The sequence below is a fragment of the Chryseobacterium sp. T16E-39 genome (assembly GCF_002216065.1).
In the GTDB taxonomy this organism is placed as follows: Bacteria; Bacteroidota; Bacteroidia; order Flavobacteriales; family Weeksellaceae; genus Chryseobacterium.
Genome location: NZ_CP022282.1, coordinates 2,559,634 through 2,574,788 on the forward strand (window position 1 = coordinate 2,559,634; position 15,155 = coordinate 2,574,788).

At 34.5% G+C, this 15,155-nt stretch carries 14 protein-coding genes; 3 read left to right on the forward strand and 11 right to left on the reverse strand.

The annotated features are described in order from the left end of the window. Window positions 1-2 precede the first annotated feature (2 nt). Together CEY12_RS11565 and CEY12_RS11570 are read left to right on the forward strand one after the other, a co-directional pair. Complete coding sequence (locus CEY12_RS11565) at window positions 3-3,407, forward strand: DUF6443 domain-containing protein (RefSeq protein ID WP_089027847.1); 3,405 nt, start codon at window positions 3-5, stop codon at window positions 3,405-3,407. Next, complete coding sequence (locus CEY12_RS11570) at window positions 3,397-3,771, forward strand: hypothetical protein (RefSeq protein ID WP_157676812.1); 375 nt, start codon at window positions 3,397-3,399, stop codon at window positions 3,769-3,771. The genes CEY12_RS11565 and CEY12_RS11570 overlap by 11 nt, the downstream gene beginning before the upstream one ends. A 31-nt stretch (window positions 3,772-3,802) precedes the next feature. Here the strand turns inward: CEY12_RS11570 and CEY12_RS11575 are convergent, their stop codons facing one another. Further along, window positions 3,803-4,231 carry a hypothetical protein gene (locus CEY12_RS11575; protein ID WP_089027849.1) on the reverse strand — a complete coding sequence of 143 codons (429 nt, stop codon included), beginning with the start codon at window positions 4,229-4,231 and terminating at the stop codon, window positions 3,803-3,805. A gap of 189 nt (window positions 4,232-4,420) precedes the next feature. Between CEY12_RS11575 and CEY12_RS11580 the strand changes: the two genes are divergently transcribed. Then, window positions 4,421-4,786 (forward strand): helix-turn-helix domain-containing protein, encoded by a 366-nt coding sequence (locus tag CEY12_RS11580; protein WP_089027850.1) that lies wholly within the window; start codon window positions 4,421-4,423, stop codon window positions 4,784-4,786. Between the two features lie 60 nt (window positions 4,787-4,846). On the opposite strand, the gene CEY12_RS11585 is transcribed toward CEY12_RS11580, so the two are convergent. The 10 genes from CEY12_RS11585 to rpoC form a co-directional block, all read right to left on the reverse strand. Then, a complete protein-coding gene (locus CEY12_RS11585; RefSeq protein WP_089027851.1) occupies window positions 4,847-5,701 on the reverse strand; it encodes a GNAT family N-acetyltransferase in 855 nt (284 codons plus the stop codon). 177 nt (window positions 5,702-5,878) lie between these two features. Then, window positions 5,879-6,274, reverse strand: coding sequence for a cytidine deaminase family protein (locus CEY12_RS11590; protein WP_089027852.1), 396 nt, complete (start codon window positions 6,272-6,274; stop codon window positions 5,879-5,881). Between the two features lie 66 nt (window positions 6,275-6,340). After that, window positions 6,341-7,096 (reverse strand): T9SS type A sorting domain-containing protein, encoded by a 756-nt coding sequence (locus tag CEY12_RS11595; RefSeq protein ID WP_089027853.1) that lies wholly within the window; start codon window positions 7,094-7,096, stop codon window positions 6,341-6,343. A gap of 3 nt (window positions 7,097-7,099) precedes the next feature. Then, window positions 7,100-7,627 carry an ankyrin repeat domain-containing protein gene (locus CEY12_RS11600; protein ID WP_089027854.1) on the reverse strand — a complete coding sequence of 176 codons (528 nt, stop codon included), beginning with the start codon at window positions 7,625-7,627 and terminating at the stop codon, window positions 7,100-7,102. Beyond that, window positions 7,624-8,169: a YceI family protein gene (locus CEY12_RS11605; protein ID WP_089027855.1), complete on the reverse strand. Its 546-nt coding sequence runs from the start codon at window positions 8,167-8,169 to the stop codon at window positions 7,624-7,626. The genes CEY12_RS11600 and CEY12_RS11605 overlap by 4 nt, the downstream gene beginning before the upstream one ends. 11 nt (window positions 8,170-8,180) lie before the next feature. Beyond that, complete coding sequence (locus tag CEY12_RS11610; protein ID WP_089027856.1) at window positions 8,181-8,528, reverse strand: c-type cytochrome; 348 nt, start codon at window positions 8,526-8,528, stop codon at window positions 8,181-8,183. A 1-nt stretch (window position 8,529) separates the two neighbouring features. Then, window positions 8,530-9,372, reverse strand: coding sequence for a DUF5777 family beta-barrel protein (locus CEY12_RS11615; RefSeq protein WP_089027857.1), 843 nt, complete (start codon window positions 9,370-9,372; stop codon window positions 8,530-8,532). Between the two features lie 130 nt (window positions 9,373-9,502). Continuing rightward, window positions 9,503-10,153, reverse strand: a complete 651-nt coding sequence (locus CEY12_RS11620; protein WP_089027858.1) for a Crp/Fnr family transcriptional regulator — start codon at window positions 10,151-10,153, stop codon at window positions 9,503-9,505. Between the two features lie 280 nt (window positions 10,154-10,433). Further along, window positions 10,434-10,742: a DUF3467 domain-containing protein gene (locus tag CEY12_RS11625; protein ID WP_089027859.1), complete on the reverse strand. Its 309-nt coding sequence runs from the start codon at window positions 10,740-10,742 to the stop codon at window positions 10,434-10,436. A gap of 96 nt (window positions 10,743-10,838) precedes the next feature. Then, on the reverse strand, window positions 10,839-15,104 hold the full coding sequence (rpoC, locus tag CEY12_RS11630; RefSeq protein WP_089029859.1) for a DNA-directed RNA polymerase subunit beta': 4,266 nt from the start codon (window positions 15,102-15,104) through the stop codon (window positions 10,839-10,841). Window positions 15,105-15,155: the final 51 nt, after the last annotated feature.

Genomic DNA, 15,155 nt, shown 5'->3' on the forward strand with positions numbered 1-15,155 from the left:
TGATGAAAAAGATAAAACAAATCATATCCATTGCCGGCGTTCTTACGGCAAGTTTGATTCATGCACAGCTTTCTACAACAGAAAATTATGTGTACACAAAAACTTACCTCGATTACAATACCAGCAATGTAGCGACTAAAACTGCAGAAACCGTCCAATATTTTGATGGATTAGGAAGGCCTAAGCAGGTGGTCAATATAAAAGCCTCTCCAACCGGGAAAGATGTGGTTAACCATATTGAATATGATGGTTTCGGAAGACAGGTGAAAGATTATTTACCCGTCCCACAGTCTAATACATTAAATGGAGCTATTGTTCCAACACCACTTGCTAATGCTAGTCAACCAACCATTTATGGACAGGAAAAGATCTATGCTGAAAAGACATTAGAGAATTCTCCTCTGGATAGATTACTAGAACAAAAACAAGTTGGGACAGCATGGAATGATAAACCTGTAAAGTTTGAGTATGGTACAAATACAGCAACAGAAGTTAAAAAATATGTAACAGTAACTACTCTGACAGGTGATATTACAACATCAACGATGAGCGCAACAACTGCTAATTATGGGGCCAACCAGCTTTATAAAAATACAGTTACTGATGAAGATGGCAATAAAACGATCGAATTCAAGAACGGAAAAGGGCAGGTTGTCCTGGTAAGAAAAGTTGTTAGTACTACCGTAAATGCTGATACCTATTATGTGTATAACGAGTACAATCAGTTGGCTTTTGTCATTCCTCCTAACGCATCTGTAGTTGCTAATGTGAACACTGTCCTGAATGATCTTTGCTATATCTACAGATATGACAGCAGAAATAGATTGGTGGAAAAAAAGCTTCCTGGTAAAGGAGTGGAGTATATGGTATATGACAAAGCTGATAAGCTTATTATGACACAGGATGCCGAACTGCGTAAGACCGGTAAATGGCTCCTTACGAAATATGATCATTTTGGACGGGTTATTTATACTGGAATTATACCCGGTGTAGACAGGCCAAGTCTCCAAAGTCTATTCAATAATTATGTCATTACCGAATCCAGAAATGCTCAGGGATTTACAAGAAATGGAATGCAGATCTATTATACCAATGATTGGTGTAATGAGATAGAAACTGTTTTATCTGTAAATTATTACGACACCTATCCTTCATACAGTTTTAATCCTGCTTTTCCAGCTAATGTTTTTGCTCAAACTGTTTTAACGGATAATGCAACTGGTAGTAATATAAGTACCAAGGGACTTCCAGTAATGAGTTTGGTTAAAAATATAGAAGATGATAACTGGACAAAGAATTATACTTATTATGATACCAAGGGAAGAGCAGTTTCAAGCCATTCTATTAATCATTTAGGAGGCTTTACTAGATCCAGCTCAGATCTTGACTTTTCGGGAACGGTTAAGCAAACTTTAGTAAGGCATAAAAGGTTAGCTGCAGATACAGAAAGATCAGTAAGAGATGTTTTCACTTATGATAGTCAAAACAGGCTTCTGACTCATACCCATCAAGTGGACACTGGAGTTATTGAGTATTTAGCACAAAACAAATACAACGAGCTTTCACAGTTAGAATCTAAAAAAGTAGGGGGAAGTGTAGCAGCTCCATTACAACAGATCGATTATAAGTACAATATCAGAGGCTGGATGACTCAGATCAATGATCCTGCTACTTTAGGAAGTGATTTGTTTGGATATGCTATCAAATATAATGCTCCTATTGATCCAGCAGGTCAAGCTAGTTTTAATGGAAATATAACAGAAATAGACTGGAGTACCAAAAGTGATAATACTTTAAGAAGATATGATTATTATTATGATACTTTAAATAGATTTAATTATGCTCAATATAATAAACCTAATTCAACTGTCGTAACAACAGGATCGTATAATGAGGGGCTTGCTTATGACTTGAATGGAAATATAAAAGGTATGTCAAGAACTGGCCAACAGGACACTAATATCCCAATCGTTATTGATAATTTGCAGTATACTTATTCTGGAAATAGACTACTTTCAATCAAAGACCTTTCACAAAATCTGTCAGGGTATCCTTATACAGCAACTCCAAATGAAATAGGTTATGATAATAATGGAAATATGACAAGTCATAAGGACAAAGGAATAAATGAAATAAAATACAACTTTTTAAACCTTCCTAATAAGTATAGTTATTCTTATGGATCCTACTCCTATAAATATAGAGCCGATGGTGTAAAAATTGAGAAAGAATCATATTATATTATTCCAAACTCAACCTATAAAGTTTTTTATCTGGATGGATTTCAATACTCTGACTATTTTGAACAAACCTTTGGTTTAGACTTCGTTCCTACATCGGAGGGATATTTCAATTTTAGAAATAATAAGTATATTTACAATTATACAGATCACTTAGGAAATGTAAGATTAAGCTATCAGAAAGGGACATCCGGAATAGAGGTCATTGAGGAAAATAATTATTATCCATTTGGGTTAAAACACGAAGGATATAATAATCTTCCTGGGAGTTCAGTTTATCAATACAAATACAATGGTAAAGAGTTGCAGGAAAATGGGATGTATGATTATGGAGCAAGGATGTATATGCCAGATTTAGGAAGATGGGGAGTGATTGATCCATTGGCAGAGAAATCGACAAGGTTTTCACCATATGCATACGCGGTAAATAATCCTATAAGATTTATTGATCCAGATGGACGAGAAAATAAAGATTGGATAAAAACAATAAATCCCAAAACTAATCAAACAACTGTTACTTATGACCCTAATGTAAAAACGGTAGCTCAAGCAAAAGATGCAGGATATAAAAATGTGGATAGTGTGGGGGCAACAGGAGAAATTAAAAATGGTAATGGTGATGTTACGAATACTTTGAATGCAAATGGAAGTATAACAAATATGTCTGACAATACTACAACTTATGGATCTTCAAATATTGGCGGTGTTCAAGTAAATGGAGCAGATAATACAGGTTCTTTTTGGAATTTTAGTGCAAATTTTGCGTTTGGGGGAGGAGCTGGTTTTTCTTTTGGACAGGTTACAGATAGTAATAAGGAAACAGATTGGTTCTTTTCTCTTAATGGAAATTTAGGATTAAGTGCAAGTGCTGGACTTGAAAAGGGTGTAATTACACCTACAGATCCTGGACGTAAGTTTGTCAATAGTGATTTTGGAGGAGAAGGTCGTTCAATTTCTGGTGGACCTCTTTCATCAACTGCTGGTGGAAGTTTCACTCGTTCTTACGATGATTACGAAAATACTGATCAATTTAATGCTGCAAACTTTGGTAGAAATACTCGAACTGTTAAAAATGGTTATTCTACTATAAGCACAAGTGTTGGCCCTAGTGTTGGAGCTTCACCCATAATGTGGACAGCATCTAAAACTTGGGTACGTGGAAAATAATTCTAATATAAAAGTTGATAAATCCAGTAAAAAAACTATTATCATATTTATAGTTTTTTTTGGATGTATTTTATTATTTACAATAATATATCTAGTTATGAATTCAAACTCTAAGAGGACGCAAAAATTGTTATCTATTGAAAGATACACAAAAGTAATTGATATTTATAACAATAGAAATGAACATAATTTTCTGTATGCTAAGTTTTCCAATGGTTTTCAGAAAATTTTAGAATACCCATATGAAGTAGGAGATTCTATATCAAAGAAAAAAGGAGATTCGATAGAGTATATTTTTAGAAAAGGTAAAATAATAGAGAATAATCTTCTTGAAGAATCTCGAAAAAATGGTCTTTTAAAATAAAAAAAACAGCTGCTTGACGCAGCTGTTTTTTTTATTTGGTTAAATTCACATCATAACCCACAATTTTAATAGAATCATCATCTTTTTCTAGAGTAATTTTTTCCCGTGTATTTTGTATATTTCTTTTGACTTTATATGATAATACATACTGAGACTTCGGATTTGTGCCAACAGAAACAAAAGTTTCCCATATCGTTAATTTAGTATTTGAAATTTTATCACCACATTCGGCATTAATGTCATCAATCATCTGATTTAGTTGCTTTTTATTAGTTGTCTCAAAAAATTTACTACCAATTAGTTTAAAAGCTTCTTGTCTATCATCATTTTTGATAAGATAGTAAAATCTTTCAGTAATTTTTTCTGCATCCTGTTTATCTTCCTCTCTGTTATGATATGTTTTATTAAAATTGCAACTCACAAAAAAAAATGCAATTAAAAGTAGAATATATTTATTCATGTGTTAATTTTAAATAGGCATCTAAATTACTAAATTTATTCAAATCTGTATGTTAGCTGTTTCGCTTATGCACATATAAATAATCTAAAAAATGCAATCTGTTAATTTACTATAAGGATAAATATCAACAAGAATATTAAAAACAACAATTTTCTTTATATTTGTACAAAGCACATATACACAACCACTATGGAAAAGCTAAGAAGTTTAAGAAAGCAAAGAGGATATACTCAGGAGTACATGTCAAAAATCCTATCAACGGATGTTTCCAATTATTGCAGAAAGGAAAGTGGTGATGTGAGAATATTTGACGATGAATGGGAAAAGCTTGCAAAAGCTCTAGAGGTTCCGGTAGAAGAAATAAAAGAAGAAAGACCTTCAAGTATCATCCAGAATAATGACAATCTTACTTTCAATGATAGCTCTGCTAACTATAACTATTATTGTAGTATTCCCAATCATATTTTAGATCATCTGAATGACTATATTAACTTACTTAAAGAACAAAATGAATCTCAGAAACAAGATCTGAAAAAATTCAACACTGGAAAGTAATCACAGATTATTTTAAATAAAAATTTAGAGAATGCTGTTCCTTTGGAGCAGTATTCTTTATTATAATTCAGTATTAATATTTTTCACCATCTCAAACTGAGAAATCCAGTTTTCAAGTCCCACTGCTTCAAGAAACTGAGATGTGCATTCCGAAGCACCATCCGCATTATTGATAACGATCATCTTTCCTTCACTCATCTCTCCTATTGTTTTAAAAATATTGGAACCAATACCTTTTCGCTTACTCTTTTTCTCAACAGCAACCTGATATACTTTTCCTATCGAAGGATTAAAAATAGAATATCCCACCAGTTCGTTCTCTTTATAGGCACCTAGAATTACACAATCTTCTTTCATTTGTTCCAATACCATAACCGAACTCTGCCACGATGGCTCAATATCCCAGAAAGACTTGAATAACTCCCATTGAAAGTTATCCATCTTCTGTATCTGAATCTCAGAAGCCTTTTCTATATCCTTAATATTTCCTTTGAAACAAAGCAATTTGCGAACAATTTTGAAACCTATATTTGTATACGCTTTGATGGCAGGTTCATTTCCTTCAATAACTTCAAGTGTCACTACATCAACTTTTCTATCCTGAAATTCCGGAAGAATAAAATCATACATCTTCCTCACCAATCCTTGACCACGATATTCAGGAATAACACCTGTCCCAGCATTGTAAATAATCCGTTTTCCCTCTTCTACTTTTTCAGCATGCAGAATAAAACTAACAATCTGATCTCTTTGAAATACTCCTACGGAAAGGTTCATGTCTATTTTTTCAGCATTAATTTTTGATTGGAGCTGTTCCGCGGTTAAGTGAAAAGGAACCAAATAATCTGAGAAAGAAAGATTAAATACAGATAAAAGATCTGTAATACTAAGGTTTACTAAATTTCTGAATTCCATTGATATTATTTTGTCCGGATTAAAAGTATTGAATTTGCGTGAATAATTTGAAAATCAAAAGTACAGGTATGTAGCAGGTCTCGATACATTTTTCTCCTAAACTACGTTCACAGGACTACATCCTATATTTCGAAAAACACTCGATCTGACGACAGCCATTCTTTAATACTACTCATACTACCAATCTCTTCCCAAGTCTTCTTTCCAGTCGAAGGGTAATAATTCTCTTAAAGTAGTAAATACACCATTTTTAACCTCAACGACAGCATCAAGATTTTCTTTGGAAAGCTGACTCATCAGTTCACGGCAACGACCACAAGGAGGAACTGCGTTTCCATCACTTCCAACAGCAACTACAGCTTTAATGCGATTTTCTCCATTTTTCAGCATTTCTGCTACAGCACTGTGCTCAGCACAAAAACCCATGGAACAAGCTGTATCGATACTAATTCCTGTATATATATTACCCGATATTGTTTCAATAGCCGCACCAACACCTCCATATTCTATAAAATCATTGAGTTGATTAACCTTCGCTACTTGATAAGCTCTATTTTTTAAGTCATGTTTCATCGCTTTCTTATTTAAAATAAAAATACCTCTATTTCTAGAGGTATCACAAATAATATTATTTTTAAATTATTCCTTGATCAATTTTTCAAAAGATAGAGTTCCGTCTTTCAATGTAATTTCAAAATAGTAAGTTCCGGATTTTAAATCAGAAACGCTTATATTTTCACCATTAAGCTTTACAGTTCTCACTTTTCTACCCGTTGTTTCGTAGATGCCGATAGATTTTATTCTATCTGCATTTTTGAAGTTTACGGTTTCTTTTGCCGGATTAGGATAAAGAACAACCTTATTATTTTGAGCAAGAACCTCACTAGTCGCTAAAGTTCCTGTCATATTTAATGTTGCATAACCTCTGTTTCCTCCACCATGATAACTTAAGTTCAAGGTGTTATTTCCTTTAGCATAAAAAATATCAATAGTCCCTGCGGCATTAGGAATTGCTGTATCTCCTGCCCCCCCTGAAAGAGATCGGGTTGCAACAACCGTTCTTATCCCGCCTGAAGTTGTGTTACTTGTTACTGTCCAATCTTGTGAAGCATCTGCAGAGGGTGTAAAACCCACACCATTAAAAGTATAATCCCTACTGGCAGAAGAATTATAAATAAATCCGTCTGCTCCGCTTGCCATTCCACTATTCCCAAAGCCAATTCCCAGAAAAGCATTATCGCTCCCGGTAAGGGTCATTGTCACTAAACTTGGTGTAGTATCCAACTTTACTGTCATTCCAGTTGACGAGGTCGTCAGATTTACAACACCTGAGCTAAACTGCGCTCCGAGAGAAGTTGCCAGAGCTACTGTTAATACTAGTAAAACTTTTTTCATATGTTAATTTTTTAAAAGGTTAATGATGTCTTTATTGTTTGTTTTAAGTGCATATTCAAATGGGGTCATTCCCATTGAATCTTTGATTTGCTTATCAGCTTTATGCTTTAATAATAATTCTATTAGTTCTTTGTTTCCGAATTTTACAGCCCAAAATAGAGGTGTTGATCCTGTTGAATCCTGAATATTAGGATCTGCATTTTTATTTAATAAAAGCGTAACTAATTCTTTGTTATATTTTACGGAAAGACCAGCCAAAGCTGTTCCTTCCTGACTTTTATAATTTACATCTTTTACATTATCGATCAGGAATTTTGCCACGTCTATATTCCCTCTATAGCATGCTAAAATAAGAGGTGTAAAACCACTTTCATTGGTTTGGTTAATAATATCAGAATTCTGTTTCATCTGATCCTTCACCTCAGCTACTGTCCCACTTCTGGCAATATCAAAAATTGACTTTGCCTTTTCCTGAGCTGACATCAATGAAAAACTCAGGAAAACACCTAACATAATAATTAGCTTTTTCATTGTTTTACGAGGATATAATTATATTCGACATTAATATTTTCAGCTATTTTCTTAGTAACCATTTTAGGAATGGTTACGTTAAAATCTGCAGGTCTTGCCACAAAACTCCCCTGCATGTATATTTTCCCATCTTTTGAAGAAATACTTGCGGTGGAAGAAACAGGTTTATTCACCCCGTGAAAATTCAATGTTCCCTGTATTGTATATTTTTGTGGGGTCGCAGAAAGTTTAGCTTTATCAAAATTTGAAATTTTCCCTGTAAAAGTTGTTTTTGGATACTTTCCTGTTTCTGCGTAGCTCTCATTAAAATGCTCTTCCATCAGTTTTACTTTAAAATGAAAGTTTTTCACTACTGATATAGAGGCCATATCACCTGTATCTGTGTTGATCACTACAACGTTATTATCGTCCTGCGCATAGACATCTTCAAATAAAGGAACAGATGCTTCAAATGTTACTTTACCTGTTTTTGAGCTATATTTTTGAGCTAAAACAAAGTTGCCGGACAGCAACACAACCATTAATATTACTACTTTTTTCATTTTTTCCTATTTTAATTTTCGTTAAGCCCATCAGCTTTCCATTTAATAAAAATATTGATCTGAGAAGTTGAAAGAGATCCACCTTGTGGCATTTTCCCAGGATCTCCGTTCGGTCTCTGTATCCGATCCAGAATATTATCAATATTAGCTTTTACGAGATTGTAACTGGTAAACTGAATCGGTCCCGGGCCATTTGCAGAATGGCAACTGATACAATTGGCGTCTATAATTGGTTTTATATCTGCATTATATTTTACTTGCTGGGTAATTGGCGTCTGATCAGAGATCTCTTCATAGGTTCTGCTTTCACAAGAAATAAGTAAAGCCACCGATGCGATTATGTATACTAACTTCTTCATCTTAAAAAACTCTATAAAGGTTAAACCCAAAGTAAATATGCCCTTTTCCCCAATTTCCAACAGCATTAGAAAGATAACCGATATCTGAGTTGAGTTGAGAATTACTGAATACAAGCTGGAAAACATGACCTCCGGTTTCTATATCCATTCCTACTGATAAAGGATTTTTGTAAAAACTATGATTATCAAAGTTCACAAAATATTCAGCATTCACAGAAATTCTCTTTGATATCTTATATCTTCCTCCAAGTCCGGCTAAAAATTGATTTTTATCTTCAATATTCGGATCATATAGGTTTTTATGAATATAAGAAGGGGTTAACTGCAACGATAAATGATCATCAAACCTTCTGGAAATCAGTGCCTGCGTCAGATAGGAAAGCCGGTCACTAAAATGAAGATTTGGATAATTATCCTTGTCCAGATCCGTGTTGAGAGCAAGCACATTATAGCCTACAATATCAACAGGAGAGCTGTCATTTTGTTTAAGCAGCCTATACTTAGCACCTGCTTCAAATGTTTTCTGATTGGTTTCCCTTGAAAGATTTAAAGATAACCAATCGGTTACTCCATAGATGGCACCTAACTTTGTAGAAGCATCATCCAGCCCAAAGAAATTTTTAAATCCGGTACTGATATCACCAAAACGGTGTGCTACTACAATATACCACTCTTTTTTAGCGGCTAGTTTTGTAGATTGACCTGTGACAATCTGTAAAGCCTTAAAGGCAGGTTGAGAATTTTCAGTGTTTGTTTTAATGGTGTCGATATCTTTCAGCAAATCTTCCTGTGAATAGGCAAGAGTCGAGGCTAACATCGACAAAAATAAGAGAGTTTTTGTCATACAAATTTTAATAAATAATTAGTATGGCAAACTTATAGAGTTATGATTTTAAAAGTGCGTGATAAAAGTCACCTAACAAATTGTATTTATCAATCACTCTATTAAAAATAACTATTAAAAACAATTTCTATTAGACTTGACTAACACTTTCATTAATAGCTACTCTTATTCCTTCTTTACTCTGAAAGATCTCTCCTTCATTTTCAATTTTTTTAAGAACCCTGCTTACAACCTCTCTGGAGGTTCCCAGATTACTGGCAATCTCTCTATGCGTTAATTTTATAGGATGATTTCCTGTTAAAGTAATTTGCTGTTTGATATAGCTCAATACTCTTTTGTCCAATCTATGGAAAACAGCCTCATTAACCATATTCATTACGTCAATAAATCTTTTATCATATTCCTGATAAAAAAGTCGGCTAATTCCGGGAAAGCGAATCAGCCAGTCATGCATTACGGAGACAGGAATTAATAGCACTTCCGAATCTTCTTCAGTAATTGCATAGATTCTACTGATATAATTGCTGAAAATTGAGGAAAAGGTCATTACACAACTCTCATTAGATCTTACATAATAGTAGATCAGCTCCCGGCCGTCATTCAGGCAATACACCTTTACAGATCCTGTTATCATGAAAGGGATAAACTTAATTTTTTCCCCCTCGCTGATCAGTTCTGTTTTTGCCTTGATCTTATCTGTAATGCCATATTGATGAATTTCATTTATAAAATCCTTCCCCAAAAAACCAAATTTATTATTAATAAATTGATGATCTATCATATATTATATCAAATTATGAAAGCAAATATATAAAATGAATTTTTGAATAAATGTTAAATTTTCAATAGACATAATAAAATTATGAATAATTTACTTTATTTAAATTCATAATAAATAAAAATTTCTTAATTGATTTAAATTGAATGAAACACATGATTTATTTTGTTTATTCATAATAAAGCAATGCCTGTTATTGAAATGCCCGTTATTGACTATTCATATGATGCAAAAAAAAATGCCTCAATAAATTGAGGCATTCTTATGTATTTTAAGAAAAATCTTATGCTTGTACATTGTTACCACCTAATACGAAAGGCTCAACTTCTTTGATCTCTCCAAATTGTTGCTCGTAGTTAGCGATGTTTTGTTGAAGAGCAGATAATACTCTTTTAGCATGAAGAGGAGCAAGAATAATTCTTGATCTTACTTTAGCCTGTTGAACACCTGGCATTAATTGGATGAAATCCACAACAAATTCCGATGGAGAGTGGTTCACTAGTGCTAAGTTAGCATAGATACCAGCAGCTACCATTTCATTTAATTCAATGTTGATGTTTCCGTCCTGTGGATTTTGATTTTGATTGTCCATGTTTTCTTTAAATATTTTTTGTTTTAAATTTTTAAATTATAGACTACGAATATAAATCATTTATAACTTATAATCCATAATCTATAATTAAAAATATTAGTTAATATCTTCGAATTCTTTTTTAGAACCTACGATTACATTCTGATATTCCTTAAGACCTGTACCTGCAGGGATTCTGTGTCCTACAATTACATTCTCTTTCAGACCGCTTAGGAAATCAATTTTCCCAGCAACTGCTGCTTCGTTTAGAACCTTAGTCGTTTCCTGGAACGATGCTGCAGACATGAATGATTTAGTTTGTAGAGCCGCTCTTGTGATCCCTTGCAATACAGGTGTTGCTGTAGCAGGAAGTGCTTCTCTAACTTCAACTAAGTTTTGATCTTCACGCTTCAATTTAGAGTTTTCATCTCTTAATTCTCTTGCTGTAATCATCTGACCTGGTTTGAATTCTTTAGAATCACCAGCATCAACAACTACCTTAAGACCAAATACTCTGTTGTTTTCTTCTAAGAAATCGTATTTATGCTCTAAAGCTCCTTCTAGGAATTGAGTATCACCTCCATCAACGATAGATACTTTGGTCATCATCTGTCTTACGATAATTTCAAAATGCTTATCATCAATTTTTACCCCTTGCAGACGGTAAACTTCCTGAATTTCATTTACAAGATATTCCTGAACCGCAGTTGGACCTTTGATTCTTAAGATATCATCTGGAGTAATAGAACCATCAGAAAGTGGAGAACCAGCTCTTACGAAGTCATTCTCCTGAACAAGGATCTGGTTAGAAAGTTTTACTAAGTAAATTTTTCTTTCTCCAGTCTTAGCTTCTACAATAAGTTCACGGTTACCTCTCTTAATTTTTCCGTAAGAAACTACCCCATCAATTTCTGTAACTACAGCTGGGTTTGATGGATTTCTTGCTTCGAATAATTCGGTTACTCTTGGAAGACCTCCGGTGATATCCCCTGCTTTTGCAGATTTTCTTGGGATTTTGATTAAGACTTTACCAGCCTTAATTTTCTCACCATCATTAACCATTAAGTGGGCTCCTACCGGTAAGTTATAAGCTCTTTGCTCAACACCTTTGGAATCTACCACCTTCAAGGTAGGTACGGCTTTCTTATTTCTAGATTCAGAGATTACTTTCTCTTCAAATCCTGTCTGTTCGTCAATTTCCAGTTGGAATGAAATACCTTGGATAATATCCTCGTATTCTACTTTACCAGAAGTTTCTGCAATGATAACCGCGTTATACGGATCCCACTTACAGATAACATCACCTTTCTTCACTTTATCACCTGGTTTTACAGCTAATACTGAACCGTAAGGTACGTTAGCAACCATCAATGGTGTTCTTGTTTCGTTATCAGCAACTAATCTAAATTCAGTAGAACGGGATACTACCACTTCAGCAGTATTTCCGTTTTCATCTTCAGAAGTAATTGTTCTTACTTCATCCATTTCAACGATACCATCTCTTCTAGCAATAATTGAAGGATTTTCAGATACGTTACCTGCAGTACCCCCTTGGTGGAAGGTTCTCAATGTTAACTGAGTTCCTGGTTCACCAATTGACTGAGCACCAATTACACCTACTGCTTCACCCATATGGATTACTTTACCAGTAGCAAGGTTTCTACCATAACATTTAGCACAGATACCTTTCTTAGCTTCACAAGTTAATGGAGAACGAACTTCAACAGCTTCTAATCCTGTTTCTTCAATTTTCTTAGCTAACTGCTCGTTGATGATCTGATCTGCTTCAGCGATTAATTCGTCTGTTTCTGGATCATAGATGTTATGAAGAGAAACTCTACCTAAAATTCTTTCAGATATTTTCTCAACGATCTCATCATTTTTCTTCAAGGCAGTAACTTCTGTACCTCTTAAAGTACCACAGTCTACTTCCGTAACGATAACATCTTGTGCAACGTCTACCAATCTTCTTGTTAAGTAACCAGCATCGGCTGTCTTAAGAGCGGTATCCGCAAGACCCTTACGTGCACCGTGGGTAGAGATAAAGTACTCAAGGATTGAAAGACCTTCCTTAAAGTTTGCAAGGATCGGGTTTTCGATGATCTCCGCACCAGTAGAACCTGCTTTTTGCGGTTTTGCCATCAAACCTCTCATCCCTGATAACTGACGGATCTGTTCTTTAGAACCCCTCGCACCAGAATCAAGCATCATGTATACAGAGTTGAATCCACCTTGATCGGTCTTCATTCTGCTCATGATCATTTCAGTTAATCCAGCGTTCGTGTTTGTCCAAACGTCAATTACCTGGTTATAACGTTCTGTGTCTGTAATAAGACCCATGTTATAGTTAGCTCTAATCTCATCTACAGTACCGATTGCCTGAGCAACCATTTGTTTCTTCTCAACAGGAACTACAATATCTCCAAGTGAGAATGAAAGACCTCCTTTAAATGCATTTGAATACCCTAAGTCTTTCATTGCATCAAGGAATTTAACCGTTGTAGGGAAATCTGTATCAGCAAGGATTTTACCAATAACGTTTCTCAATGATTTCTTAGTTAAAAGTTCATTGATATATCCTACTTGTTTAGGTACAATTTGGTTGAATAAAATTCTACCAACAGATGTTTCAATTAATCTTGTTACTAATTCTCCATCTTCTTTGACAGGTAATCTACATCTTACCTTAGCATTTAAAGAAACTTTTCCTTCAGCATAAGCAATTTCTGCTTCCTCAGGAGAATAGAATGCCAACCCTTCCCCTTTTACTTTCATATCTTCTGTAGAACTCAATTCTTTGGTCATGAAATAAAGACCAAGAACCATGTCCTGAGAAGGTACTGTAATTGGAGAACCGTTAGCAGGGTTCAAGATATTTTGAGAACCTAACATCAATAACTGAGCTTCAAGGATCGCTTCAGGACCTAATGGTAAATGTACCGCCATCTGGTCACCATCGAAATCGGCATTGAAGGCCGTTGTTACTAACGGGTGTAGTTGAATTGCTTTACCTTCGATCATCTTAGGTTGGAAAGCCTGGATACCTAGTCTGTGAAGAGTAGGTGCTCTGTTCAATAGAACAGGGTGACCTTTCATCACATTTTCTAAGATATCATAAACTACAGGTTCTTTTCTATCAATAATTCTTTTTGCAGATTTTACTGTTTTTACAATTCCTCTTTCAATTAGTTTTCTAATGATAAATGGTTTGTAAAGTTCCGCAGCCATATCTTTAGGAATACCACATTCGTGAAGCTGTAAGTTTGGACCTACAACAATTACAGAACGCGCAGAGTAATCTACCCTTTTCCCTAATAAGTTCTGACGGAAACGACCTTGCTTACCTTTCAATGAATCAGAAAGTGATTTCAATGGTCTGTTTGATTCAGATTTTACTGCTGAAGATTTTCTTGTATTATCGAATAATGAATCTACTGATTCCTGAAGCATACGCTTCTCGTTTCTTAAGATTACTTCAGGAGCTTTAATCTCCAATAATCTCTTCAAACGGTTGTTTCTGATAATAACTCTTCTGTAAAGGTCATTTAAGTCAGAAGTAGCGAAACGTCCTCCATCCAATGGAACCAATGGTCTTAATTCTGGTGGAATTACAGGAAGTACACGCATAATCATCCACTCCGGTCTGTTGATCATTCTTGTATTAGCACCTCTTAATGCTTCTACAACGTTCAATCTTTTCAGAGCTTCAGTTCTTCTTTGCTTAGAACCTTCATTATGAGCTTTGTGTCTCAAATCAAAAGATAATGCATCAAGATCGATTCTTTTTAATAATTCCTCAACAGCTTCAGCACCCATTTTAGCGATGAATTTGTTTGGATCAGAATCATCAAGATATTGATTTTCAACAGGAAGAGTTTCCATGATATCAAGATATTCTTCTTCTGTTAAGAATTCCATTTTATCGAAATCAGAACCATCCAGTTTCTTAGCAATACCTTGTTGGATCACAACATATCTTTCGTAATAGATAATCATATCCAATTTCTTGGAAGGAATACCTAAAAGGTAACCAATTTTGTTTGGTAAAGAACGGAAATACCAGATGTGAGCAATAGGAACAACCAAACCAATATGTCCGATTCTTTCTCTTCTTACTTTCTTCTCTGTAACTTCAACCCCACAACGGTCACAAACAATCCCTTTATAACGAATTCTCTTGTACTTACCACAAGCACATTCGTAATCTTTAATAGGACCAAATATTTTTTCACAGAACAAACCATCTCTTTCAGGCTTATGCGTTCTGTAGTTAATAGTTTCCGGTTTTAAAACCTCACCTCTTGAATCCTGAAGAATGGATTCGGGAGAAGCTAAACCGATGGTTATTTTATTAAATCTACTTGACTTATTTTTATTTGACATAAAAAATGTTTTATTCTCTATTTCTAAATCTTTTATTGTAATATTTTTTCT

Coding starts and splice junctions, on each gene's coding strand:
- CEY12_RS11565 (WP_089027847.1), top strand. CDS start 3: ATGAAAAAGATAAAACAAATCATATCCATTGCCGGCGTTCTTACGGCA.
- CEY12_RS11595 (WP_089027853.1), bottom strand. CDS start 7,096: ATGAAAAAAGTTTTACTAGTATTAACAGTAGCTCTGGCAACTTCTCTC.
- CEY12_RS11605 (WP_089027855.1), bottom strand. CDS start 8,169: ATGAAAAAAGTAGTAATATTAATGGTTGTGTTGCTGTCCGGCAACTTT.
- CEY12_RS11610 (WP_089027856.1), bottom strand. CDS start 8,528: ATGAAGAAGTTAGTATACATAATCGCATCGGTGGCTTTACTTATTTCT.
- CEY12_RS11585 (WP_089027851.1), bottom strand. CDS start 5,701: ATGGAATTCAGAAATTTAGTAAACCTTAGTATTACAGATCTTTTATCT.
- CEY12_RS11615 (WP_089027857.1), bottom strand. CDS start 9,372: ATGACAAAAACTCTCTTATTTTTGTCGATGTTAGCCTCGACTCTTGCC.
- CEY12_RS11625 (WP_089027859.1), bottom strand. CDS start 10,742: ATGGACAATCAAAATCAAAATCCACAGGACGGAAACATCAACATTGAA.
- CEY12_RS11600 (WP_089027854.1), bottom strand. CDS start 7,627: ATGAAAAAGCTAATTATTATGTTAGGTGTTTTCCTGAGTTTTTCATTG.
- rpoC (WP_089029859.1), bottom strand. CDS start 15,104: ATGTCAAATAAAAATAAGTCAAGTAGATTTAATAAAATAACCATCGGT.
- CEY12_RS11590 (WP_089027852.1), bottom strand. CDS start 6,274: ATGAAACATGACTTAAAAAATAGAGCTTATCAAGTAGCGAAGGTTAAT.
- CEY12_RS11620 (WP_089027858.1), bottom strand. CDS start 10,153: ATGATAGATCATCAATTTATTAATAATAAATTTGGTTTTTTGGGGAAG.
- CEY12_RS11575 (WP_089027849.1), bottom strand. CDS start 4,231: ATGAATAAATATATTCTACTTTTAATTGCATTTTTTTTTGTGAGTTGC.
- CEY12_RS11580 (WP_089027850.1), top strand. CDS start 4,421: ATGGAAAAGCTAAGAAGTTTAAGAAAGCAAAGAGGATATACTCAGGAG.